Origin of the sequence: Flavobacterium sp. 123, from assembly GCF_003634825.1 — a bacterium.
Taxonomy (GTDB): Bacteria; Bacteroidota; Bacteroidia; order Flavobacteriales; family Flavobacteriaceae; genus Flavobacterium.
This window is the reverse complement of sequence record NZ_RBXD01000001.1, coordinates 117,573-143,444: the sequence shown is the minus strand read 5'-3', so window position 1 is coordinate 143,444 and position 25,872 is coordinate 117,573. Positions and strand designations below refer to the sequence as shown.

The 25,872-nt window shown below is 32.4% G+C and carries 22 protein-coding genes, 1 tRNA gene and 1 pseudogene; 11 read left to right on the top strand and 13 right to left on the bottom strand.

Features of this window, described 5'->3' with window-relative positions:
- The first annotated feature begins 56 nt into the window (after window positions 1-56).
- Together glmM and C8C88_RS00650 are read left to right on the top strand one after the other, a co-directional pair.
- Window positions 57-1,445: a phosphoglucosamine mutase gene (glmM, locus tag C8C88_RS00655; protein WP_121336292.1), complete on the top strand. Its 1,389-nt coding sequence runs from the start codon at window positions 57-59 to the stop codon at window positions 1,443-1,445.
- 155 nt (window positions 1,446-1,600) lie between these two features.
- Window positions 1,601-3,088 carry an aminotransferase class V-fold PLP-dependent enzyme gene (locus C8C88_RS00650; protein ID WP_121336291.1) on the top strand — a complete coding sequence of 496 codons (1,488 nt, stop codon included), beginning with the start codon at window positions 1,601-1,603 and terminating at the stop codon, window positions 3,086-3,088.
- Window positions 3,089-3,107: 19 nt separating this feature from the next.
- Here the strand turns inward: C8C88_RS00650 and C8C88_RS00645 are convergent, their stop codons facing one another.
- Window positions 3,108-3,977, bottom strand: a complete 870-nt coding sequence (locus C8C88_RS00645) for a lysophospholipid acyltransferase family protein (RefSeq protein ID WP_121336290.1) — start codon at window positions 3,975-3,977, stop codon at window positions 3,108-3,110.
- Window positions 3,978-4,092: 115 nt separating this feature from the next.
- On the opposite strand from C8C88_RS00645, the gene C8C88_RS00640 reads away from it, so the two are divergent.
- Both C8C88_RS00640 and C8C88_RS00635 read left to right on the top strand, forming a co-directional pair.
- Window positions 4,093-4,731 carry a rhomboid family intramembrane serine protease gene (locus tag C8C88_RS00640; RefSeq protein ID WP_121336289.1) on the top strand — a complete coding sequence of 213 codons (639 nt, stop codon included), beginning with the start codon at window positions 4,093-4,095 and terminating at the stop codon, window positions 4,729-4,731.
- Between the two features lie 52 nt (window positions 4,732-4,783).
- A complete protein-coding gene (locus C8C88_RS00635) occupies window positions 4,784-5,473 on the top strand; it encodes an SIMPL domain-containing protein (RefSeq protein ID WP_121338512.1) in 690 nt (229 codons plus the stop codon).
- Between the two features lie 58 nt (window positions 5,474-5,531).
- Here C8C88_RS00635 and C8C88_RS00630 read toward each other — a convergent pair.
- The 5 genes and pseudogenes from C8C88_RS00630 to C8C88_RS00605 form a co-directional block, all read right to left on the bottom strand.
- Window positions 5,532-5,612, bottom strand: a tRNA-Tyr gene (locus C8C88_RS00630).
- Window positions 5,613-5,788: 176 nt separating this feature from the next.
- Window positions 5,789-6,175, bottom strand: a pseudogene (locus C8C88_RS00620) (TlpA family protein disulfide reductase); the annotation flags it as partial.
- An 18-nt stretch (window positions 6,176-6,193) separates the two neighbouring features.
- A complete protein-coding gene (locus C8C88_RS00615; RefSeq protein WP_121336286.1) occupies window positions 6,194-6,964 on the bottom strand; it encodes a DUF4369 domain-containing protein in 771 nt (256 codons plus the stop codon).
- A 203-nt stretch (window positions 6,965-7,167) separates the two neighbouring features.
- Window positions 7,168-7,608, bottom strand: coding sequence for a KTSC domain-containing protein (locus C8C88_RS00610; RefSeq protein ID WP_099715348.1), 441 nt, complete (start codon window positions 7,606-7,608; stop codon window positions 7,168-7,170).
- Window positions 7,609-7,769: 161 nt separating this feature from the next.
- On the bottom strand, window positions 7,770-8,018 hold the full coding sequence (locus C8C88_RS00605) for a hypothetical protein (protein WP_121336285.1): 249 nt from the start codon (window positions 8,016-8,018) through the stop codon (window positions 7,770-7,772).
- Window positions 8,019-8,111: 93 nt separating this feature from the next.
- On the opposite strand from C8C88_RS00605, the gene C8C88_RS00600 reads away from it, so the two are divergent.
- On the top strand, window positions 8,112-8,660 hold the full coding sequence (locus C8C88_RS00600) for a hypothetical protein (protein WP_121336284.1): 549 nt from the start codon (window positions 8,112-8,114) through the stop codon (window positions 8,658-8,660).
- Window positions 8,661-8,701: 41 nt separating this feature from the next.
- Here C8C88_RS00600 and C8C88_RS00595 read toward each other — a convergent pair whose 3' ends face one another.
- Window positions 8,702-9,100 (bottom strand): response regulator, encoded by a 399-nt coding sequence (locus C8C88_RS00595; RefSeq protein WP_121336283.1) that lies wholly within the window; start codon window positions 9,098-9,100, stop codon window positions 8,702-8,704.
- A complete protein-coding gene (locus tag C8C88_RS00590) occupies window positions 9,097-11,940 on the bottom strand; it encodes a PAS domain S-box protein (RefSeq protein WP_158588977.1) in 2,844 nt (947 codons plus the stop codon). The genes C8C88_RS00595 and C8C88_RS00590 overlap by 4 nt, the downstream gene beginning before the upstream one ends.
- A 259-nt stretch (window positions 11,941-12,199) precedes the next feature.
- Between C8C88_RS00590 and C8C88_RS12895 the strand changes: the two genes are divergently transcribed.
- The 5 genes from C8C88_RS12895 (at window position 12,200) to C8C88_RS00570 (ending at window position 15,771) form a co-directional block, all read left to right on the top strand.
- A complete protein-coding gene (locus C8C88_RS12895; protein ID WP_199711370.1) occupies window positions 12,200-12,349 on the top strand; it encodes a hypothetical protein in 150 nt (49 codons plus the stop codon).
- 15 nt (window positions 12,350-12,364) lie between these two features.
- Window positions 12,365-12,592, top strand: coding sequence for a hypothetical protein (locus tag C8C88_RS00585; RefSeq protein WP_121336281.1), 228 nt, complete (start codon window positions 12,365-12,367; stop codon window positions 12,590-12,592).
- A gap of 6 nt (window positions 12,593-12,598) precedes the next feature.
- On the top strand, window positions 12,599-12,979 hold the full coding sequence (locus C8C88_RS00580; protein WP_121336280.1) for a YchJ family protein: 381 nt from the start codon (window positions 12,599-12,601) through the stop codon (window positions 12,977-12,979).
- 67 nt (window positions 12,980-13,046) lie between these two features.
- Window positions 13,047-14,165, top strand: coding sequence for a VWA domain-containing protein (locus C8C88_RS00575; RefSeq protein ID WP_121336279.1), 1,119 nt, complete (start codon window positions 13,047-13,049; stop codon window positions 14,163-14,165).
- A gap of 148 nt (window positions 14,166-14,313) precedes the next feature.
- Complete coding sequence (locus C8C88_RS00570; RefSeq protein WP_121336278.1) at window positions 14,314-15,771, top strand: magnesium chelatase; 1,458 nt, start codon at window positions 14,314-14,316, stop codon at window positions 15,769-15,771.
- Window positions 15,772-15,840: 69 nt separating this feature from the next.
- Here C8C88_RS00570 and C8C88_RS00565 read toward each other — a convergent pair whose 3' ends face one another.
- From C8C88_RS00565 to C8C88_RS00550, 4 genes are all read right to left on the bottom strand, one after another.
- Window positions 15,841-16,659 (bottom strand): protein-glutamine glutaminase family protein, encoded by an 819-nt coding sequence (locus C8C88_RS00565; RefSeq protein ID WP_121336277.1) that lies wholly within the window; start codon window positions 16,657-16,659, stop codon window positions 15,841-15,843.
- A gap of 95 nt (window positions 16,660-16,754) precedes the next feature.
- On the bottom strand, window positions 16,755-17,621 hold the full coding sequence (locus tag C8C88_RS00560) for a transglutaminase family protein (RefSeq protein ID WP_121336276.1): 867 nt from the start codon (window positions 17,619-17,621) through the stop codon (window positions 16,755-16,757).
- Window positions 17,611-20,202: a circularly permuted type 2 ATP-grasp protein gene (locus C8C88_RS00555; RefSeq protein ID WP_121336275.1), complete on the bottom strand. Its 2,592-nt coding sequence runs from the start codon at window positions 20,200-20,202 to the stop codon at window positions 17,611-17,613. The genes C8C88_RS00560 and C8C88_RS00555 overlap by 11 nt, the downstream gene beginning before the upstream one ends.
- A gap of 74 nt (window positions 20,203-20,276) precedes the next feature.
- Window positions 20,277-23,693 carry a DUF2126 domain-containing protein gene (locus tag C8C88_RS00550; RefSeq protein WP_121336274.1) on the bottom strand — a complete coding sequence of 1,139 codons (3,417 nt, stop codon included), beginning with the start codon at window positions 23,691-23,693 and terminating at the stop codon, window positions 20,277-20,279.
- A gap of 293 nt (window positions 23,694-23,986) precedes the next feature.
- Between C8C88_RS00550 and C8C88_RS00540 the strand changes: the two genes are divergently transcribed.
- Window positions 23,987-24,841, top strand: a complete 855-nt coding sequence (locus C8C88_RS00540; RefSeq protein WP_121336272.1) for a DMT family transporter — start codon at window positions 23,987-23,989, stop codon at window positions 24,839-24,841.
- A 33-nt stretch (window positions 24,842-24,874) separates the two neighbouring features.
- On the opposite strand, the gene C8C88_RS00535 is transcribed toward C8C88_RS00540, so the two are convergent.
- Complete coding sequence (locus C8C88_RS00535; protein ID WP_121336271.1) at window positions 24,875-25,600, bottom strand: DUF4339 domain-containing protein; 726 nt, start codon at window positions 25,598-25,600, stop codon at window positions 24,875-24,877.
- Window positions 25,601-25,872: the final 272 nt, after the last annotated feature.

The following is a 25,872-nucleotide window of genomic DNA, read 5'->3' as shown; positions in this document are numbered from 1 at the left end:
AATTATTATATTTGTGAGCAATTTAAAATTTATAATCCACAATTAAAATAATAAAAATGACTTTAATAAAATCAATATCTGGAATTAGAGGAACTATTGGAGGCAAAGTAGGGGATAATCTTACTCCAGTTGATGCAGTAAAATTTGCTTCGGCTTATGGTACTTGGTTAAAAAATTATACAGGAAAAGAAAAACTGACTGTGGTTATAGGTCGTGATGCTCGTATTTCGGGTCCAATGATTCATAACTTAGTTGTAAATACTTTAATTGGCCTTGGAATAGATGTAATTGATTTAGGACTTTCAACAACACCAACAGTTGAAGTTGCTGTTCCTTTAGAAAAAGCCGAAGGCGGAATAATCTTAACAGCATCTCATAATCCAAAACAATGGAATGCTTTAAAGTTATTGAACGAAAAAGGAGAATTCTTAAACGGAATTGAAGGCGAGAAGATACTCCAAATTGCAGAAGCAGAAGCTTTTGATTTTTCAGACGTGGATTCTCTGGGTGCTATTATGTTAAATGATGCTTATATGGATATTCATATTGATGAAGTCTTAAATTTAGCATTAGTTGATGTTGATGCTGTCAAAAAAGCAAAATTCAAAGTAGTTGTTGATGGCGTGAATTCTTCAGGAGGAATTATTATTCCGAAATTATTAGAATTGATGGGTGTTGAAGTAGTGAAATTATATTGCGAACCAAATGGACATTTTCCACATAATCCAGAACCTCTAAAAGAACATTTAACAGATATTTCAGAATTAGTTGTTAAAGAAAAAGCTGATTTAGGAATTGTAGTTGATCCAGATGTAGATCGTTTGGCTTTCATTTGTGAAGACGGAGAAATGTTTGGCGAAGAATATACATTAGTTGCTTGTGCGGATTATGTATTGAGTAAAACTCCTGGAAATACGGTTTCGAATATGTCATCTTCACGTGCTTTGCGCGATGTGACAAATACACATAAAGGAAGTTACGAAGCGAGTGCAGTAGGAGAGGTTAATGTTGTTGATTTGATGAAAAAGAATAATGCTGTAATTGGTGGTGAAGGAAATGGAGGGATTATCTACCCAGAATTGCATTATGGTCGTGATAGTTTGGTAGGAGTGGCGCTGTTTTTGACTCATTTGGCAAACAAAAAAATCTCAGTTTCGGCTTTGCGTGCCTCATATCCGGAGTATTATATGAGTAAAAATAAAATTGAATTGACCCCACAAATTGATGTTGATGCGATTCTTGTGGCAATGACTGAAAAATATAAAAATGAAGATATTACAACAATCGATGGAGTTAAAATTGATTTTGCTGAAAATTGGGTTCATTTAAGAAAATCAAATACAGAACCAATTATTCGTATTTATACAGAAGCTTCTTCACAAGAAAAAGCAGATTCTTTGGCATTAAGAATAATTGATGAAATTAAAGCAATAGCAGGAATTTAAAGCTTTTTTCTGTTTAAAACCCAAACCCCTTCATTCCTATTTTGAAGGGGTTTGTTTTTTTATAAAATCAACATTCTTTTGAAGCTAAATATTTACAGAATCTAATTTTTCAATCCATCAAAAAAACAATATCTTTGAAGTAAAATAAAACAAAAATGACCCCCGAAGCTACTCCAACTCAATTAGAAAATTATTTTGAACAATTCCGTAATAATATTATAGGCGTTAATCAAGAGTTTCCAACTCCTTATGGACAAAAAAAAATAATTTACACCGATTGGACAGCAAGTGGTCGTTTGTACCGTCCTATTGAAGAAAAATTAATGAATGAGTTTGGTCCTTTTGTGGCCAATACACATACTGAAACGACGGTTTCAGGAACAGCAATGACTAAGGCATATCATAAAGCTAGAGGTATAATTAAACAACATGTTAATGCCGCTATTGATGATGTCCTGATTACTGATGGAACTGGAATGACTGGAGTTGTCAATAAATTTCAACGTATTTTGGGATTGAAAATTCCTGAAAATTTGAATGAGTTTATGCATCTTCCAACCGAAAAAAAACCGATTGTTTTTATTTCTCACATGGAACATCATTCTAATCAAACATCTTGGTTGGAAACTATTGCTGATGTGGAAGTGATACCATCTGATGAAGATGGCTTGTTTAGTTTAGAAAATCTAGCTCTTTTATTAGATAAATATAAAGATAGAGCGCTGAAAATTGCTTCTATAACTTCCTGTTCAAATGTTACAGGAATTAGAACGCCTTATCATCAAGCTGCAAAATTAATGCACAACCATAACGGCGTTTGCTTTGTGGATTTTGCCTGTTCAGGTCCGTATGTAAAAATAGACATGCATCCTGAAGATTCCGAATCGTATTTAGATGCTATTTTCTTTTCACCACATAAGTTTTTAGGTGGACCTGGAACTTCTGGAGTTTTAGTTTTTAATAAAAAATTATACAATAATATGATTCCTGATTGTCCTGGTGGCGGTACCGTTTCTTGGACAAATCCTTGGGGAGAGCATAAGTATATTGACAATATTGAAGATCGAGAAGATGGAGGTACACCAGGATTTCTTCAAGTTATAAAAACGGCCTTGGCGATTCAGTTGAAAGAGAAAATGGGAATTGAAAATATTTTGAAACGGGAACACGAAATCGTAGATTATGTTTTTTCAGCATTAGGAAATGTTTCTAATATTAAAATTCTAGCAGGTCAACATCGAGATCGATTGGGAGTGATTTCTTTTTTTGTAGAAGATTTGCATTTCAATCTTGGGGTAAAATTACTAAACGATAAATTTGGAATTCAAACACGTGGAGGATGCAGTTGTGCGGGAACTTATGGGCACTTTCTTTTGCATGTTGACCAAGAAACTTCACATCAATTGATAGACGAAATAAGTTTAGGAGATTTAATCCGAAAACCGGGTTGGATTAGAATGTCGATTCATCCAACTACTACAAATGCAGAAATTGAATTTGTTTGCAATGGCATTAAAGCATTAGCTGAAAATCATAAAACTTGGGCTTTGGATTATGATTATAATAAAGAAACTAATGAATTTGTTCACAAACAAGCAACACCATTCGAAGATGATTTAGTGAAAAAATGGTTTCTAGTTTAGGGAACTAATTTGGGATAAATTACCTTCTGTGTTTCCATCTTTTGTGCGTCCAGAAATAATATTCAGGAGCTTCAAAAATTTGTTTTTCTACTTCACGTAAAAAGATATTGGTAATTTCAAAATCAGGAATTGATCTGGCATCATCAGTTATTGGTACGAATGTAGCTTCGTAAAAACCTCTTTTTATCTTTTTTACTTTTACAAAAAGAACGGTCAAATCATATCTTTTAGCAAGCATTTCAGCACCTGTATGAACTGGAACTTCAACGCCCATAAATTTGTCCCAATGAAAAGCTCTGTTTAGTTTTGGAGATTGGTCGCTGGCTAAACCATACATGCAAAGTATTCCTTTTTCTTGGTTTTCAGCCATCAAAGGAATTGCTCTTTTAGTTTCTACTAATTCGGCTTTGTATTTAGAGCGAATGTCTCGGATTAATTTATCAAAATATTTATTGGTTATTTTTTTATAAACCCCAATCCCTTTGAAACTTGTTTTTTCGTTAAGTGATAATAACCACTCCCAGCTTGCATAATGGGAAGCTAATAGAATGGTGCTTTTTCCCTTTTTTTCAAATTCTTTTACAACTTCAAGATTAGTAATTACAAATCTTTTATTCATTTCTTTGGGTGAAATAGTCATCGTTTTTATCATTTCCAAAAACATATCACATAAATGGTGGTAGGATTTTTTTTCAATAACAAGACGCTCCTTAGCACTCAAGTTTGGGAAAGCTAAAGCTAAATTGTAGCGAACCGTTTTTTTACGGTAGCCAATAATATAATAGATGATTAGATAAACAAAATCGGAGAACCAATAAAAAAGGCGAAATGGTAGGATAGAAATTATCCACAGAAACGGAAAGGCAATAATGAAAACAAGAAATTGCATGCAGTATTTTTTTATGCAAATATAACTCAAAAAGCAACAATGATATAAATTTTGCATGCGAACTACATCAAACTTCGAGATTTACTATCTTTACCATTCACCATAAATGAATTGTATGAATACTATTTTGATAGCCATAATTGCTATAAATGTTCTAATTAGCTATAAAGGTTTTAATGATTTGTCTTTTTTTAGAAAATATGAATTTCATGTAGGTAGCATTCGTTCAGGAGAACAAATCCGTATGATTTCTTCGGGTTTTCTTCATGCAGATTTAACCCATTTAATTTTTAATATGCTTACGCTTTGGTTTTTCGCGCCAGTTGTGTCGAGTTATTTAGGCAATTTTTCTTTTGGATTAATTTATTTTGGAAGTTTAATTTTCGGGAGTTTGCTAACAATGGTATTTCATAAAAATGATTATGGATATAGAGCAGTTGGGGCATCAGGTGCAGTAACTGGAGTTTTGTATTCTGCTATATTATTGCAACCAGATATGATGTTGGGAATCTTTTTTATCATTCCAATACCTGCGTATCTTTTTGGAATACTCTATTTGTTATATTCTATTTATGGCATGAAGGCTAAGAATGATAATATTGGACATACGGCTCATTTTGGAGGCGCAATAGGCGGGTATTTGATTACGCTTATTAAAGACCCTCAATTGTTTGTCAATCATACTTTAATGGTGGTTTTATTGGCTATTCCAATTGTGATTCTTTTTGTGATGGAGAAAACGGGAAAACTATAATGGCACAACTTTTGAAAGATAATTTCTATAAATAATTAAATATATGATTCCAATGAAAAAAGTAGTATTAGTTTTAGCTATGCTGTTTCTAACAGTAACTTATGCGCAAGAAGTGAAACAAATCCCCCAAATTAGTGTTGCAGGTGAAGGTAAAGTAAAAGTGGTCCCAGATCAAGCAGCAATTTCAGTATCTACAGAAACAAAAGGCAATAGTGCTGTGGATGTAAAAAAACTAAACGATCAAAAAATAGAATCTGTTTTGAAATTTATTAAAAAAATGAATTTGTCTCCTGCAGATTATAAAACTCAACGTGTTTCATTGAATCCGGAATACGATTATGAAAAAAAGAAGCACAGCTATAATGCGACTCAAACCATTGAGATTCTCTTAAAAGATTTGTCTAAATATGATGAGTTAATGGAAGGCTTAGTTGACCAAGGAATTAATAGAATTGACAATGTTATATTTCAATCTTCTAAATTAGCCCAATATCAATCAGAAGCAAGAAAATTAGCGATGAAAGAGGCAAAGTTAAAAGCAGAGGATTATGTTTCTGTATTAGGACAAAAAGTGGGTAGAGCCATGACAATATCAGATAATTCACAAACCTATTATCCACAACCAGTATATGCAGCAATGAAAACGATGGCAATGGATAGAGAAGCTGCCCCAAGAGAAACACTTGCAATAGGTGAAATTAATATCACGGCTAATGTGAGTGTAAGTTTTATTTTAGAATAAAAAGAACAGACAGATTTATAAATAAAAAAGTCCCGATAAATTATCGGGACTTTTTTTGTGGGGAGAGCAGGATTCGAACCTGCGAAGTTCACACAGCAGATTTACAGTCTGCCCTCGTTGGCCGCTTGAGTATCTCCCCAAAGCTTTGTTGTTGTTACCTCAATTGTGGTAAGCGGTTGCAAATATAAAAACTGTTTTGTTGTTTCCAAACTAAATTGGAACTTAATTTTAGTATTATTTTTAATTTGTTGGTATTGAATAAAATAAAAAAATCTCCACAAGGGAGATTTTTTTTATTTCTACAAAAGAATCGGTTTATTTAGCTAAAAGTTCAATAATTTTAGCTCTCAACTCTTCGCCTCTTAAATCTTTTGCGACTACTCTACCTGATGCATCAAGTATAAAAGTTGCAGGGATTGATTCTACTTTATATTGTGCAGCAATCGGTTCATCCCAAAATTTTAAATTTGAAACCTGATTCCAAGTCAATTTATCTTTAGCTATAGCTTCTTTCCATTCTTTGGCATCTTTATCTAAAGAAACTCCAATAATATTAAGACCTTTAGAGTGTAACTCTTTATAAATAGCAACAACATTTGGATTTTCTTTTCGACATGGACCACACCATGATGCCCAAAAATCAACTATTGTAACTTTTCCTAAACTTTCTTTTAAGGAAATTATTTTTCCTTGAGGATTTGGTGCAGAAAAGTCAGCTCTTCAGTTAGCAGCTCCTGGTGCAGCTGGTGCAACTGGACTAGCTCCAACTGATGGTGTTTTCAATTCAGCTAATTTTGTTTTTATTGCTTTTCCTGGTTTAGTGTTTTTCACAGCTTCTTCAAGACTGTTGTATAAAGACTCCGCTTTTTTCATATCAGTACTAGGATCGTTAAGCATTCCTTGAATGATTAATACACTAATATATGATTTTGGGTGAGTTTCAGCATAGGTTAAGTATTTAGCTTTTGAAGCATTACCAACTTCTTGTTGAATTTTAGTAAATTCTTTCATCAATTTATTGATTACAGCAGTATCTTTAGTTTGTTGTGCTGTATTCATTAATTGTGTGTTGCTAGTTTGAAAATCCATTAATTTCTTTTGAACTTTAATGATTTCATTGTTAAAAGTAACATATTCGTCATTATTGTAAGTTCCTGAAACTTTTGATTTTTGGATACTATCTTTATTAACCGCTATAGTAACTTCACCGTTTTCTAGAATCAAAGGAATTTTTCCTTGAGCTCCTTCTAATTGTATGAAATAAAATGCAGGCTCAGTAATTTTTCCTTTCATTTCAAATTTACCATTTTCAACCTTCACAGTATCTTTTGGTACTAATCCCATTCCGTTTTCGTCTTGAGTTTCCAAGACTACTGTTTTACCATTTTCAATTCCTGTTGCAGTACCTGAAATGATGTATTCATCTTTGCCAACTTTGCTACAAGAAAATAATACAACAGTAGCAGAAAGTAATAAAATTATTTTTTTCATTATAAATTAGTTAATTGATTTAAGTCTGCAAAAGTATTTAAAATTATAAAGTATCAATAATTTTACGACTTAAATTTTTGTTATTGTTTTAGTTTTTAAGGTTAAGAATGCGTATAAAGTGTTTTTTCATCACTTTACTTTTGTATATAAAACAAAAGCACCCTTTTTGAGAGTGCTTTTGAGTTTTTGTATAAAGATTAAATCTAGTCTTGGTTGATTGTTTTTCTCCAAGTAAAAGAATTAAGGATATGTCTTTTTGCAAATCTTCCTGGAGAATCAGCATTAACCATTTTCACATAAGTTGCTTTAGGAACACTGATGTATTCGTAAACACTTCCGTTTGAAAAGTTAATAATTAATCTTCCTTCAACAAATTTATAATCTGTAATTGTTGAAGTTGAAATTGTTTCTGTGTATTCAGGTAAATTTTGTTTTATAGTTTCAGGATTGATACTAACCAAGAAATGGTAAGCTTCAATAATTTTTTTACTATTTTCTTCTGCAGCTTTCAAACCGTCTTCATCTCCTTGAAATTTATCAGGATGCGCTTCTTTCATCGCGTTGCGGTAAATTGTTTTTAAATCTTTAAGCTCTGCAGTTTTGTCTACATTTAGCAGTTTGCGGTATTCAACTATTTTTTTCATAAATAAGGTAACTACTTGTCTTTTAGTATGAATTTAAAATTATTTAATTTCAGAATCGACAAATTTTTTGCAAAGGTACACTTTTTTTTAACTTTTTGGTTTATCACCAAAAAATATTCAAATAATGACACTTTTTATTCAACCAGAAAATTAAAAATCAATTATTGTTGAGGCTTATTGTTGGCCTTATCGAAGTTTTTTGATTTTTTAGGGTATTTGTTATAACTAATATCACTTGGGTTTTCAATGATAGATTTTATAGTAATCCAGTCTCCTACAGTGTGATTAGCTTGAGCCATTTTAAAATCCAAAAGATATTCTCCACAAAAATAATTTCCGTTTTCATCTTTCTCCATGATTCCGGTATAAACTCCTTTTTGCAACATTTTTTCTTGTAATGATTTGGACATAATCTGTTTTATTTATAAAATTTGAAGTTGCAAAGTTAATCAATTATTGTTTGTTTTATGAAGTTTTGCAGTTTCTGATTATCTTTGTTTTTTATGGAAAAAATATTTCGTCCCAGTCCTAATTCTTTTAAAAACACTTTTTGCATATTTCAAGAAGAAAAGTTGCATGCTATTGAAGGATTAGTTATTCAATATCAAAGTAAATCCGGCAGTACCTATTATTATACAAAAAAAGGAATGTATAGGTTATCAAATCATTGGGGACGACTAGCTAATAGTAAGTGGCGATTAGAACCTTTAGAGCCAGAAACGGAATCTAAAATCAAATTAGGTTTTGCTGAATGGACTTCTTTTTACCCTGACAATGCTTTAGATAAGTTGTATTATATTGAACCAAATTACATCAATAATACAGTAAATTATCAACATAAAAACAATCCAAAGTATGATAATCGAGCAATTCTGAGGACGAGTTTTGAAACTACAAAACGTATAAAACAAATCCGAAACATTCTTGGTTTAACCTCTTGGGCTAAACATTTTGATTATGAAGATATTGATGTTTTAAGAAAAGAAATAGTTGAGCAGCTTGTTTTTACGGACAAAACATTAGAACAAATAAAAAGAGAAATAGCAATATAACGTATCGAAATTTCAATATGTTATATTGCCATTATTATTTGTTATTCTTCTTTTGAAGCAATTGATAATAGATCATTTACAGAAACAGGTTTGGAAATGTATCCAAAAATATCTGCAAATTTTTTAGATTTGTTTTTGTCTTCAATTGCAATTGAAGAACTTACAATGTAGGTGATGATTTTTTTGTTGATTTGTGATTTAATCATTTTCATTTCTTCCATAAATTCCCATCCATCCATTACGGGCATATTGATATCTAATAAGATTATATCAGGAATTGAATCAACATCAGTTATGGAATTTTTCAATGCATTAATAGCTTCTTTCCCATTTTTGAATGAAGCACTTTCTGAAAAAATATCGGATTTCTGTATTATCTTATTTATAATTATTTGATAAATAGCATCGTCATCTACAACCCAGATTATCTTCTTTTTCATTTCATATAGATTTTAAATGTTGTCCCTTTGTTGGGTTCACTTTCAACAGTAATGTGTCCTCCCATAGCTTCGATTTGGTTTCTGGTAATAAATAATCCAATTCCTCTAGAATCTGGATTTACAGTGAATGTTTTGTACATTCCAAAAATTTTATCACCATTTCTTTTTAAGTCAATTCCAATTCCATTGTCTTCAATTTCAATAATATTTGTTTCTTTTTCTTTATACCATTTGATTGCGATTATAGGTTTTCTTTGTGGATGCCTATATCGAATAGCATTTGAAATTAAATTATAAAGAATACTTTCTAAGTAGGCTGGATTATAATTAATATCTAAATCTTCTGGAATATCTGAAACAATTGTCACTTCGTGTAATTGTATTTGTTCACACAGCAGTGTTTCCGTATTTAGGATATATTGATTTAAGTTTAATGGTTTTGTAACTAAATCTATATTCGTATTTATATTGATGACTTCATTTAGATGATCCATAGTTTCGCTAAGTGAATTGGAAACGGATTTTAACAATTGCATCATTTGTTCTCTTTCTTCCTCTGATTCAGATGAATCCATTAAACTTGTAATAGATTCAATGTTACTGGTATGTGATCTCAAATTGTGTGAAACAATATAGGAGAAATTCAATAAACGTTTGTTTTGCTCTGTTACTAATTGAAAGGAGCTGTTTAAGTCATTTTCGGATTCTTTATTTTTTGTGATATCAATCATAATTCCACGTAAACTAACGGGAACATTATTTTCAAAAACAAAATTGACAATATCTCGTATCCAAACAATTTTCCCCGTTTTAGAAATCATTCTATACTCAAAATCACGGTTTGAATTATCCATTCGGGAAGGATTACAAAACTCAATAACCCAATCTTTATCATCAGGATGGATATGGTTTTCCCAAAAATAAGGTGTTTTCAACCATTCTTTGGCTTTATAGCCTAATATATCTTGAACCTTTTGGCTTATAAAAGTAAAGTTTTGAGTATAAATATCATATTCCCAAACTATACCATCGATGGCATTAATTAAAGATTTAGTTCTTGTTTGTGAATCGAGAATTGTTTTTTCAGAGGCCTTACGGTCCGTAATGTCTTGGGTTGAGAGAATAACTCTTTTTAATGTGTCTTCATAGCCTTGAATTACATTCCATCTTAAGTTGATATCACGATATTCTCCGTTTGCAATTCGTATTCTAGTATCAATACTAAATTGTTTCGCATCTTGAGAAATGGCAACTAATTGTTGTTTAATGGATTCAACGGTATCATTACCGATTAGTTGTGCAAGGTTCTCAAAAAACGTGGTTTTGTCTTGAACTTTAAGAAGGTTTAGACATTCATAATTAACATCGATTATTTTTGTTAATGAAACGCAACGATTTATTTCATCTGGATTTTTATCAAAAAAGTCATATACAATTTCGGGGTCTTTGTGCATTAAATTTAAATCAAACAAATGCTTTTTAACTCCAGATAAATCTTGTTCCCATAACGGAAGAGGAGAACTATCAAAGAGAGTTCTAAAACGAGTTTCGCTTTTTTCAATTAAAAACTGCGCTTTTTTACGCAAGGTTATATCTTTTATAAAAACAATATTAGTACTTGGGGCTTCATTTGTTTTCCAGAGTGGCGAAACGGTTATGTTAACCCAAATAACTTTCCCAGATTTTGCTATATAACGCTTTTCAGCCGAATATTCTCTGACTTTTCCTTCTCGTAAGTTCTTTAAATTCTGAATGCTTTTACTGATATCATCAGGATGGGTAAAAAGCGAAAAATGTTTATCTATAAACTCTTCTTGTGTATACCCTAACATGCTACACAACTTACTATTTACTTCAATAAAATTTCCAGAATCGGCTCCAATAATGGCGAAACCTACTGTGGCTTGATCAAAAATAGCCTTAAATTTCATTTCGTTTTTTAAAATTGTTGATGATTGATTGTTCACCAATAATTGTAATTCTTTTGGTTTTTCAATAAGTTTTGTTGTTAAAATACCAAATAGAATTGCTAAAATCAACCCTAATATGCCAGGTAATAAGATTAGAGCATTATTAAAATAAGACTTTTTTGAAATCAAATAAATTTTCCAATCACTATCGGGCATTTGATAGGATACAAAATTATTTTTAGTAGTGTCAAATTTATTAGTAATAAGAAACTCTTCAGTCTTTGTCTCTGGATTTATCTTCGAAAATTGAAACGAATATTTAGATTTGTCTATTGTCTCAGTTCCAGAAGCTTTTAGTAAAGAACTAAATTTTATTACCACGGCTGAAAACCCCCAAAATTTATTGTCATTATTGTAAACAGGAAGTCTGCCAACAATTCCAAAGCCTCCTTGTTTTAGGTTTAAAGGGCCTGCAAAATAGATTTTTTTGGTCTTAACCGCTTTCCACGCTTCATCTTTAAGGGATTTTGAACTAAGAATGTCTAAACCTAGCGCGGCTTCATTACCTTTTAACGGATAGATATACTTGATAACCCCGTTTGGCACTAATTGTACAATACTTACAATATGATTTGATTCTAGTAATTGTTTGCTTACTACATCAAAATTTTTAGGAACCCCTTCATCATTAATAGTTAGTGCAAGGGCAGTTGTGGTTACATAACAGTTTTTGAGCGATTGTTCAATTTTTTGATGAATATCCTTTAAAACAAAATTCATCTCGGTTTCTTGTTCTTCTCTAAGAATATAATAGCGTTGCACGCTAATTAAAATAATAGCTACACTTAATACAAGGAATATTAAGAAACCGGAAGTCTTAGGTCTAATTACAAACCAATTTACGAAATTTGACCATTTATTTTTAGTCATCATTTATTGTTTTGATAGGCTTCGGGGCTAAGCGAGTTGTATGGATAATATACGTTTATTTTAAATTATCTGTATTTCATTTTCGATTATAATTTTAAAATTAACTATTTTTATTTAAATTAACTATCAATTTTAAAGAATTATTTAAAACTCATTTTGAAGAATTTCTTAAACCCATCGTTTTCTCTTTAATAACAAGGGAATAGCTAAACTAATTTTTATCTTTGTCAAAACTCTAAGAAGAATAACAAAGTTAATTATGGGCAGAAATAACGAAAGAAATATTAAAAAGCATAACGATAAATTGCACAAAGCGCAGGATAAAGTCAAGCAAGCAGAAATTCTTCGTAAGGAAAAATTAAAACAAATAGCGAAAAAGTTTAATGATAGTAAAGCTTCAGAGCAATAATAAATACAATTAAATATGGAAGATAAATTTACAGATCTCAAAAAAGGGGTTCAAGAAATAATTGATTTGATTGCGAATAGAAACGGAAAAGAAGCAAACAATAAATTAGTTGAAGTAAGTGAAGAATTAGATGAATTACTTGATTTTCTTGAAGATGATGAAGATTTAATTGAAATTAGTAAATATCAAGTATTGTTGAATCAATTGCATCAAAAAATTATTGCACTTGACGGTCAAATTTAATTTGAAATGGCACAAAATAAATGCTACTGTGGTTCACAAAAAAATAGCTTAGACTGTTGTGAGCCTTTTGTAAATAGAACCAAAAAAGCGCCAACTGCGGAAGCTTTGATGCGTTCCAGATATGTTGCTTATGTTACTCATGCCGTCGATTATTTAGTTGAAACTACTCATGTTTCAGAAAGAAAATACCATTTGAAATCTGATATTTTGAATTGGTCGGTAAGCAATAAATGGTTGAAACTAGAAATTATTAAGGCTACAGAAAACACCGTAGAATTCAAGGCCTATTTTATAGATAGCAACGGAAATAACCAAATTCATCATGAAGACTCCACTTTTGTCTTCGAAAACGGAAGTTGGTTTTATGTAGATGGATCATTTTATTGAGTTTTTAACTAAAAATTAATAAACGTTTGTTTGAACTACATTTTAAAATGATGTAAATTTATTTTCTATGGAAAAAGATAATAGAAAAGGATTTTATTTCAAGCAATACGAAGCGCCATTCCAGTCTCCGTTTGACAAACTCTTTGGTATTTTCAAAGAATTAATCACACATACTTCAGGAGATTTTGATGAAGCTATTGATTGGTTGCGTGAATTAGATAAAGAATATAAACTCACGGATGAACACTACACCATTGATGATTTCATTGAAGATTTAAAGAAAAAAGGCTATATCCGTGAAGAACTGAAAGACGATGGAACTTCAGGAATTGGAATTACTGCCAAGACTGAACGTGCGATTAGACAACAAGCATTGGACACTATTTTTGGAAATCTAAAACGTTCTGGAACTGGAAATCACAAAACAAAACATGTAGGAAACGGAGATGAACATACGGGCGAATTCCGTGAATTTCATTTTGGTGATGGATTGGAACGAATTTCTTTGACCGAAAGCTTGCGTAATGCCCAAATCAATAATGGTGTTGCTGATTTTATACTTACAGAAAATGATTTGGTTGTTGAAGAAACCCAGTATAAATCCCAAATGAGTACTGTATTGATGATTGATATAAGTCACAGTATGATTTTGTATGGAGAAGACCGAATTACACCTGCCAAAAAAGTCGCAATGGCTTTAGCTGAATTAATTACAACGCGCTATCCAAAAGATACTTTAAATATTTTAGTTTTTGGAAATGATGCTTGGACAATATCTATCAGTGATTTACCGTATTTAAAAGTCGGACCTTACCACACTAATACGGTTGCGGGATTACAACTGGCTATGGATTTGCTTCGTAGAAAGAGAAATACAAACAAACAAATTTTCATGATTACAGATGGTAAACCTAGCTGTGTTCGTGAAAAAGATGGTTCTTATTATATGAATAGCAATGGTCTTGATGAATATATTGTAGACAAATGTTATACTCAAGCGCAACAAGCTCGAAAATTACATATTCCTATAACTACGTTCATGATTGCAAATGATCCTTATTTACAAAAATTTGTAAATAGATTTACTGAGGCAAATCAAGGAAAAGCATTTTATACCGGTTTGAAAGGTTTAGGTGAAATGATTTTTGAGGATTATGAAACTAACAGAAAGAAAAGAATAAAATAGTTTTGGGCGTTCCCACAAGGGTCGGGCTATTCGTTTCAATCTTTTTTTCTGAAAAAAGAAAAAATGGATTTCCACTTCTATCCCTAACGCAAACTGCAATAAACAATATCAATGTCAATAGCAATAACAATTTCAATAAAAAAAATAGATGAACAACATACACACACTTGGCGAATTAAAAAAAGCGGGTTACGAAAGTAAAAGTATTAAGGATGAATTGCGGGCTAACCTTAGAGAAAAAATAAAATCAGGAATCAAAACTTTTGAAGGCGTTTATGGCTTTGAAAATACCGTAATTCCTGAATTAGAACGCGCTATTTTATCCCGTCATAATATCAATTTATTAGGTCTTCGTGGTCAAGCCAAAACTCGATTGGCTCGAAAAATGATTGAATTGCTAGATGAATACATTCCGTATGTGAGCGGTTCAGAAATTAATGATGATCCTTTGAAACCTATTTCGCGATTTGCTAAAGAAATTATTGCTGCAAAAGGGGATGACACTCCGATTTCTTGGTTGCATCGAAGCGATCGTTTTTATGAAAAATTAGCTACTCCAGATGTTACTGTTGCAGATTTGATAGGTGATGTAGATCCTATAAAAGCTGCCAATTTAAAACTATCCTATGCAGACGATCGCGTCATCCATTTTGGGATGATTCCAAGAGCGAATCGTTGTATTTTTGTTATCAATGAATTGCCAGATTTGCAAGCTCGAATTCAAGTTGCGTTATTCAATATCCTGCAAGAAGGAGATATTCAAATCAGAGGATTTAAAATCAGAATGCCACTTGACATGCAATTTGTATTCACTGCAAATCCAGAAGATTATACCAACCGTGGAAGTATTGTAACACCATTAAAAGATAGAATTGGTTCCCAAATTCTGACACATTATCCAGAAACTATAAAAATCGCTAGAACAATTACGGAGCAGGAAGCTAAGCTAGATGTATTGCAAAGTGATTTAGTTTATGTTCCTTCATTGGCAAAAGATTTATTGGAACAAATTAGTTTTGAAGCTAGAGAAAGTGAATTTATTGATCATAAAAGCGGAGTAAGTGCGCGATTAAGTATTACTGCTTTTGAAAATTTATTAAGTACAGCTGAACGTCGTGCCTTGAAATCAGGAGAAGATAAAACTACTTTACGATTGTCTGATTTCATGGGAATAATTCCTTCTATTACAGGTAAAGTGGAATTAGTTTATGAAGGAGAACAGGAAGGTGCAGCTCTTGTAGCACAGCATTTAATTGGCGACGCCATTCATACGTTCTTCCCAGCTTATTTTCCGAAAATTGAAAAATTAGAAAAACAAGGAGAGAAAAATCCTTATACGGATATTGTCGAATGGTTTTTTGCGGAAAGCGGATTTGAATTATTAGATGATTGTTCTGATGAGGAGTACCAAAAAATCTTAGGAAGTATTGTACCTCTAGAGGTTTTAATCAAAAAATACCAGCCAGAAATTAAAAAAGAAGATACGTTTTTTATGAAAGAATTTATTCTTTGGGGGCTAGTTGAATATAAAAAATTGAGCAAAGATCGTTTTTCTGAAGGATATCAATTCAAAGATATTTACGGTAGTTTTATCAATAAATTGTAAATATTAAAAAAGGTTTAGATTAATTTCTAAACCTTTTTTATTTCTTATAAAAAGCATGTCTCGACTATACTATTTATTTAATTTCGCCAAAGATTCTTGCCATTTCAAAACATTAGAAGCATAAATTACTCGGTATTTTGCAATTATGATTTGGTGCTTATTTTGAAATTCCATATTCATTTCGTAATTCCACATTTCATCTCTAAATATGGTTTCAAAATTGAAAACATTTCCCACTAAATTTTTATAATCATTTATTAATTCTTTTTGTGAACCCAAACTGAGTATGGGTTTGATTTCGGTATTGTAGAACTCAATTGCGGTTTCATTGATAGCAAGTCCTTTTTCTACCCAATGATTATTTTTGCAATCTTCTTCATATTTGAAAAAATCAGTAATTAATTTATTAGAAAAGGATTCAGGTAATTTTAGATTTGGTTTATTTAGATGATGTAAATCCTCATCAGAATTAATTTGGAACTGAGAATTAGGAATAATTGAGGAATTAAATAAATACCAATCAGAATCCATAATCAGATAAATAAGTTTTCTGGTTTTGAGTTTTCCTAACCAAGTTCTATATCGAACAGGACCTCTCGGGAACAGGCTTGGGTCAATAACCATTTTGCGAACTTTATTTCCAATTTTGACTTGTAATATTGGAGCAACATGATAACCCCAGTCAATTTTTCCGTTTGGAGATAGTTTTTTTTTATCTGTAAACGAAATTAATTTTGAACTAGATACGGAGTAAATTACAGGCGCAAATGCCCAAATTTTGGCACAAGAATACCCTTTAGATTCAAATAGCAAACTTATGTAATGCGAAATATTATGGCAATTAGCTTGTTGATAACCAAGCGGTATTTCTGATTCCATAATTTCCATAAATAAAGCATTTGCTGTATTCTGATCTATAATCGATGCTTTTCGAGCCGTTAGTAGGGGGTGCTTTTTTTTATGAGTTTGTTTTTTAAAAATTATTAGACTGGAATTACATCAACTTCAACTTTTACTTTATGTTCTCCGGAACTAAAAATGATTCCTTTAAGCGGGGATACATCAGCAAAATCTCTTCCATAAGCAGTTACAATATGTCTTTGTTGCGGAATCATATTGTTAGTTGGGTCAAATTCACACCAACCCATTTCTGGAATATAGACTGAGATCCATGCGTGTGACGCATCAGAACCTTCAAGTTTTACTTTGCCTTTTGGCGGTAAAGTTTCAATATAGCCACTTACGTATCGAGCAGGAATACCAACACTTCTCAAACTAGCAATCGCCAAATGTGAAAAATCTTGACAAACTCCCTTTCTCTCTTTTAAAACCGTTTTTAGTGGAGTATTGATATTTGTTGAACCAGATTTGAATTGGAATTCGGTGTATATTTTTTTGATTAAATTTAAAATCCCTTCGAAAAGCGAAATATCAGGAAGGAGACAACTTTGCGCAAAAGCAATTATTTCCTCGTCCCATTGTATGAACTGGCTTGGCAATTGATATTGTAAGACTTCAATTTTGAGCGCATGATCTGTTTGGAATTTTTTCCGTGCGTCTTCACAGCTAATCGGATTTAAAGGCTGAATAATATCATTAAGAACTTCAATGTCGCTAGATACTAGAACTTTCAGTGATTTATGCGATTCATGAAGCGAAAAATAATGCAAAGTATTTCCGAAAAAATCCTTCCGACTATAAATTTTTGCAGGTTTAGGTTCAATCTCTATTTTGAAGTTACTGCATGTTTGTTTCGCAGAATTCTGCGGTTGTAAGCACACAATACTTTGGTAATTATGAACCGCATTTACGTAGGTATAAATGGTTTGATGTTTTAATTTATATTTCATCAGAATCAATAGTTTCAAGAGTATTTAAAATAGAATGTTGCATCACAGAATGATTAAAATACAAGCTTGCCAAGTTATTTGAAACATTAGAAATAAGTTCAAATACTTGTGAAAGGGTTTGGTCTAATTCAGGACGAAATTGGGTTTCTTCCTGTACTTGTATCAAACGTTCGGCATCGATTAATTTGATTATTGTACTGGCTTCCAAAACTGATTTTTCAGCAATACTCAATCGATTTGGTTCCATTGTTTTTGGTAATTTCGATAAGTAATACGACAGCGTATCTAATAAATACGATAACGTATAAGGCAGGTTTTTTTCTAAAAAGACCATATTAATAACCGCTTTTAAACTCCAATGTGACTTGTAAATATTTCGGTATTGCGCTAAAAGATGGTGGTTTTCTAAAATCGCTTCCATTAAAACAATTTCTTCATCATGATTCTTTTTGAAATTGAAAGTAGATCGAAAAACCGAAATCAGCGATAGAATTCGTTCCACATTTTTTCCGGTTTCTAATAAGTAAAAACCATTATCACGAGGAAGCGTTTCATAGATATTTCCATAAAAGGAAAACAATCGAATATGCAATTTGTCTAAAGCATGATTCACCTGATTGATGTTGCTGGTATTCGTGTTTTTAAGAGAAATGAGACTGTCTTCGACTAAATTAATAATACGACGCGTATCATGATTCCATTTTTCGCTCACCTGATTGATGGTGTTCAATAAAGCTTGAACGTTGTAACAGACAGAACCCGATTTTCTGGAATCGTTAATCAAAAGAAGTAATTCCGCAATTGGATTTTCTAAAACGGCTTCCGTATCAACTTCTTCTTGATCCTTGGCTATTTTACCCACAAATCCTGGATACGTTTGGGTGAGATGTGTAAGCGATTTTAATAAAACAATTAGAAAATCAGGTTGTTTATTTCCTTTGGTCGTCACGTTTTCGTTGAGTCGGTTCAGTATGATTTTCAGAAAACTTCTGAGCGCCATCGTTCTTTCGCACATGCGTCCCACCCAAAACAAGTTTTCAGCATTTCGGCTAGTCAACGAATTGTTGAGTTGATTGATGGCATTTTTGCGTTCTACTGTTTTCTCTTGGTATTCGGTAGGCGTATCGGTTATAATCCAAGTGTCTTTTGAAATTCCACCCAATTGATTGGATATTTCAAACTTTCCTTTTACGGCAGAACTTCGCGTTAAGCCACCTTGCATTACTTTATATTCGTCACCGTCTGAGACTAAAAATGCTCTCATGGCGGCATATCGGGGTTCTATTTTTCCGTTTATGAAAGAAGGAGTGGTCGACAAACTCACTTCTTCTTGGGCTACAAAATCTTTGGGGCTTTTTTGAATCAGCTTTTTCAGGTCTTCTAATTGTTCTTCATTTAACAACCGCCCATAAATAGATCGGAAACCTTGTTTTCGATTGGTTTTTTTTATAATTAATTGTGGTAAATGTTCTAAAACATATTGCAACTCTTTTGCTTGTCCGCACCACCAGGTAGCTACAGAAGGCATCAATAAAGGTTCTTTGAGTAAAAATTTACAGGCATTTTGCATGAAAGCCATAAGTCCGTAATTTTCTAAAACACTGGTTCCAGGAGGATTTAAAACAGCTACATTTCCCAAACGAATCACTTGTAATAAACCGGGAATACCCAGCAAAGAATCTCTTCGCAATTCAAGCGGATCACACCATTCGTCATCCAATCTTTTTATAATAACATCAACACGTTCGAGTTGATCGATTGATTTTAGCCATACAAAACCATCTCGAACTAATAAATCGTTTCCTTGTACCAAAGTATATCCCAAATACGATGAAAGATAAACATGTTCAAAATAAGTTTCGTTTCCGGGACCGGGAGTCAGGAAGACTACATTTGGGTTTTCGTTAGTATTAGTGCCCAGCGTGTCAACGGTTTGTTGCAACTGACTGAAGTAAGGTGAGAGCCTGCTTCGGTATGTTTTTTTATTGAGTTCTGGGAAAACCTTACTCATTACGATTCGGTTTTCCAGCGCATATCCAGAACCGGACGGCGATTGTGTTCTATTGTCTAACAACCACATTTTTCCGTCAGGACCACGGGCTAAATCCACGGCATACGTCAGTAATTGTTTGTCATGTTTTTGTTTTATATCAAAACAAGGCAACAGAAAACCAGAATTATCATAAATTAATTCGGCAGGAATGATGGCATTTTTAATTAGTAATTGTGGGCCATAGATATCTTTTAAAATCAAATCCAGCAAATGCGCTCTTTGTTTAAGTCCTTTTTCAATTGTTTCCCATTCCGATTGGTGAATTAGAAACGGAATTGGGTCTAGTTTCCACGCTCGATTGGATTCACTATTTGAATCATAAACATTATAGGTAACACCATTTTCCTTTAATTTTTTTATGATTTCCTGATTGCGCAACTCCAATCCTTCAATTCCTACGGATTCTAAAGTATCAAAAAGCCCTTGCCAATACGGCTTTACTTGTCCGTTTTGGTCTAAAACTTCATCGTATGAATTGATAGTCTCTTTATAGGTGTTAAGCAGTCCCAATGAAATATCTTGAATCATTTGTTAATAGTGTATGAAATGGATTTAAGGTTTGCAAAATAAAGGTTTTTAAAGCGAACAACAATGTAATTATTCTATTCTTTTGCTTTCCAATAATGTCTTAAATCTAAAGTATAAGGGTATTCTGGATCAATAAGCTCTAAAGGTGTGTCAAGTTTAAGATTTGATTTTGATTCTACCAGAAAACGAGAAGTAGCCGAATTATTTGCAATCATTTCTTTCTCTTTTTCTACATCCTCAAGTCCTGAAGAAGGGGTGTGACCAAAATCCCAAAAGCGACTTATTTTTCTTGATTCTGCTTCAAAACTATTCACTGGGAAACTATCAAAACTTCTTCCACCAGGATGCGTTACAAAATAGGTACAACCGCCAATTACTTTATTATTCCAAGTATCGACTAAGTCAAAAACTAGAGGTACATCTATTCCAATATTAGGATGCAATGCAGATGGTGGGTTCCATGCTTTGTATCGAATACCTGCTACAAATTCTCCTTTAGTACCGGTGCTCCTTAACGGAATTCGGCAGCCTTTGCATAATAAAATATGACGGTCGGGTACGATTCCAGAAACTTTTACCTGCAAGCGTTCTAATGAAGAATCTACAAATCGAGAAGTTCCAGAACTAGATTGTTCTTCGCCAAGTACATGCCAAGGCTCTATTCCTAAACGAATTTCTAATTGAATATTATCAATGGTCACGTTTCCATGATGCGGATATCTAAATTCGAAGAAAGGATCAAACCATGAAATATCAAAATTATATCCAGCATCTTTTAAATCATTAACCACGTCAATCATATCCAAATAAGCAAAATGTGGCAACAGGAATTTATCATGCAATTCCGTTCCCCAACGCACCAGTTTTTTTTCATATGGATCTTTCCAAAATTTTGCGACCAAGGAACGAACTAATAAATTCTGCACCAAGTTCATATGTTTGTGAGGAGGCATATCAAAAGCCCTCAATTCTAATATTCCCAAACGTCCTGTAGATGAATCCGGAGAATATAATTTATCAATACAAAACTCGGAACGGTGCGTATTTCCGGTAATATCTGTCAATAGGTTTCTAAAAATACGATCTACCATCCAAAAAGGAACTTCTTTATCTTTTGGAATTTGATCAAAAGCAATTTCTATTTCATAAAGACGCTCATCACGACCTTCGTCAATACGTGGCGCTTGACTGGTTGGCCCGATAAAAGGTCCGGCAAAGAGGTAACTTAAAACAGGATGGTGTTGCCAATAGGTAATTAAGCTTCTTAATAAATCAGGTCTTCGCAATAGGGGACTATCTTCAGGTCTTTCGGCACCTAATGTTACATGATTTCCTCCTCCAGTTCCGGTATGACGACCATCAACCATAAATTTATCGGTGCCTAAACGAGATAAAAAGGCTTCTTCGTAAAGAGCTGTTGTATTGTCTACGATTTCTTGCCAAGATTTAGCTGGATGCACATTGACTTCAATAACACCAGGGTCTGGAGTAACCATCATTTTCTCGACTCTGTAATCCGTTTTGGGTTGATAACCTTCAATTCGTACTGGCATTTGTAATTTTTCGGCAGTAATTTCGATCGAAGTAATTAAGTCTACATAATCTTCTAAATAATCTGTTGGTGGTAGAAAAATGTACAACATTCCATCGCGTTCTTGCACGCACATTGCTGTAATGAAAGTATCGACTTCAAATAATAAGGAATCCTCTTTCTTTATTTCCTCTTTTTTAGACAATACTTTTTTAACGGATTTATAAATCTTTGAAATAGTTCCATACCGATTTTTTACTTTTTCCGAGCAATCTCCTAAAGCCGGTAAATCTTCAAATAAACTTCTATCTACAACCGTTTCTCTCTTGTTTTTGGAAACCTCGGGCAAGGAATCTAATGGTAAACGCAAACCAATTGGGGAATTTCCCGGAATTAAAAAGCAGTTTCCTCGTCTAAATTCCCAAGCACAACTTTCCCAATTATCCTGAGCGTAATTTTTTTGTATTGGCAAAACAAATCCTGATGGATTATTCAAGCCTTTTTCTAGAACCCTAGCAAGATTATGCCTTTCGATAGAATCTTTTAAATTCACTTTCATTGGATCTAAATTCACCGGAAGTTTACCTTCTTCAAGAGCCCAATAAATGGGATCTTCGTAAGTAGGTAATATATTTTTAGTATCAATTCCTAAAAATTTGGTTAATTCGATAGTGAATTTTTCAGCATCGTGAAAAGTAAATTGAGTTTCTCCTTCTTTTGCTATTAAAGCATCATTTTTCCACAAAGGAAATCCGTCTTTTCTCCAGTATAATCCATATTGCCAACGCGGGAATAATTCTCCGGGATACCATTTTCCTTGACCAAAATGTAGTAAACCTCCGTGAGCAAATCGCTGTTTTAAACGAAGTGATAAATCGTAGGCTAGTTTTCGTTTTAGTGGTCCATCTGCAGCTGTATTCCATTCGGCTCCCTCAAAATCATCAATAGAAATGAAGGTCGGTTCTCCACCCATAGTTAGTCTTACATCACCTTGAATTAAATCGTTTTCAACAACATTTCCTACCGCCATTATATCTTCCCATTGTCTGTCAGAATAAGGTTTAGTTACTCTTGGATCTTCATGAATGCGGGTTACTTTGTTTTCGAAATCAAAACTTACTTCACATTTTTCTGTTGCACCAGTAACAGGTGCAGCGCTTTGATAATGAGGAGTACAGCATAATGGAATATGTCCTTCGCTAGCGAAAAGTCCCGAAGTAGGATCTAATCCAATCCAACCAGCTCCTGGAAGATAAACTTCGACCCAAGCATGTAAATCGGTAAAATCATTCTCGGGTCCTGATGGTCCGTCAAGCGATTTTATATCGGGCGCTAATTGTACAATATAACCAGAAACAAATCGTGCAGCTAAACCAAAATGTCGTAAAATATGAATTAATAGCCAAGCAAAATCTCTGCAAGACCCACTTTTTATCCTTAATGTTTCTTCGGGTGTTTGCACACCAACTTCCATCCGCAGATTGTAAGTAAGCGTTTTATAAACACTTTGATTGAGGTAAACTAAAAAATCATTTATTTCTATGGAATCATTTATTTTTATGCTTTCAATATATTTTAAGAATATGGGACTTTCTTCGCTTAATTTTAAATAAGGAATTAATTCTTGTTCGAGTGAATTATCATATTTAAATGGATACTTCTGAGCATATTCTTCTACAAAATAATCGAATGGGTTAATGACCTGAAGTTTTGCTATTACTTCGACCTCGACTTTTAATTCCTTGATTTTATCAGGAAAAATAACTCTAGCTTGATAATTTCCAAAAGGGTCTTGTTGCCAATTTATAAAATGATCCTCGGGACTAATTTTAAAAGAATATCCCTCGATAGCAGTTCTTGAATGTACAGCAGGACGAAGTCTAAAAACGTGAGGGAATAATTTAACGCTTTGGTCAAATTTATATGTTGTTTTGTGTGAAATGGCTATTTTTATAGACATAGTATTAGGATTATTTTTATGATTATTTCTTATGTACAAATATTGAAAAAAAATCACTATTTATTGAAATTATATAATAATAATGCAAGTGTTTTTTATTTGTATATCTTTAATTTGATAATTTTACTCTTTTTAATTGCGAATAATTTAAAATTTATAAAAATCATAAAAAACCCAATACTCATAGACTTGATTTACAAAAATGAAAACTTGAATGGAGCATCTTCATTTGGCTTTATTTCTAGTTTTGAATAAACATATAAATAGTACTTTAGCGCAATAAATATAAAGTCATGTTATACCTAGTTTTAAGTATTTTTTGTAGCGTAACTGTTGGTGTTCTTTTTAAAATTGCACGAAAAAATATACGTAGTACTACCCAAATTGTAGCTTCTAATTATGTGTTTGCTCTTATACTTTGTTACTTTTCCTTTCAACCAGATTTTACCGAATTGCAATCAGATGCTCCTTGGTTTATTTATTTAGCATTAGGTGTTTTATTGCCTACAGTTTTTCTTTTTTTAGTGGCTTCCATAAAGCATATGGGAATTGTAAAAACAGATGCAGCGCAACGGCTTTCTTTGTTTATTCCAATCTTGGCAGCCTGGCTTTTATTCAAAGAAGATTTCAGCGTAATTAAGATTATAGCTTTTCTAATTGGATTTCCAGCTCTTTTGTTGATACTTGCTAAGCCTTCAGAAAACACCAAAAATAAATGGAAATACCCAGTTGTAGTTTTTATTGGTTTTGGGGTTATTGATATTCTTTTTAAGCAAATTGCTAGTTATACAACTTTGCCTTATACGACATCATTATTCTTTGTTTTTGGAATTGCTATGAGCATAATGTTTTTGGTAGTTGCTTACGAAATAGTTTTAAGGAAAGTAAAATTTGACCTTAAAAGTATTCTTTTTGGAGCTTTGGTAGGAATTGTAAATTTTGGTAATATTCTTTTTTACCTCAAGGCGCATCAGGAATTTTCTCAAAACCCATCAACTGTTTTTGCAGGAATGAATATGGGTGTAATTATAATAGGAAGTGTAGTAGGAGTATTGGTTTTTAAGGAAAAACTATCCAATTGGAATTATTTAGGACTGCTATTTGCGTTATTGGCAATAGTTTTAATTGCAGTCTCACAAACGGTCTAATATTTTTTTGGTTAAACCAAAAGATCAGATATTTTAATTAATCCTTTCTAATTCTAAATTCAATTGATTTGACTCTTCTTCTAGTTTTACGATTTCGTCTTTCAAAAAATCAATTTGTGTTTGCAACGTATTAATTTCTTCATTTCTTTCGTTGCTAGTGCGTAGAATTTTAAAATCTTTAGCTTTTACTAATTTATTTTTGGCTTCTTCTAAATTGGTTTTGTTTTCAGTAAGCAAGGATTTAATCTCAATAAGTCGGCTGTTGATAGTTTGCTTGCGTTCATTTAACTGTCGTTCCGCTTCTGCTTTTTCAGTTTGAGCAATACGCGCTTTTTGTTCTTCAATTTCTTTTTGTTGCAGTAAAAACTGTTGGTTTTCTCTTTCTGTTATTTTGTTTTTACGTTCCAATTCTTCGCTACGAGTATCTTGATAGTTATCAAAAGCTATGGTTCCAATAGTTAAAAGTAACAATACAATACTTCCCCAAAAAGCATTTTTTGACAATCCTAAAATAGTTGAAGGTTTTTCAGCATGTGTTATTCTGGCTGCAGGAGGAGTCGCATTCGCATTAAACGATTTTATAGGTGGTGGAGTTGCAATTAAGACTGATTTTAATTCAGGAATATCAGTTGCATATTGCCAGTTTTCCATTCCTTCAAACCACACTGGAGTTGATGGAGTTATATGATTAGCTTTTAATTCCTCAAGGGCAAAAGGGCCGATAGTTTCGTTGTTGAGGTGTAGAAAATATTTTTTCATTTTTGGATTATGATAGTTTTTTCAAGCTTTAAAATAATTTTAAAAATACATAAATAACTTACTTTCCGATGCAATATTTGAAGTTGCCATAGTTTTTATAGTATTTAACTAATATTGGTTAAGAAATAGCTAGCTAAAAATATAAAAACAAAAACTTCCGAACAAGAAAAGACAATTATTTTCAATGAGCTTTTCTTAGTAATCGATATAAGTATTTCATACAAATATAATATTATATAATAAGTGTTTATATCTTAATTTAAAAACATAAT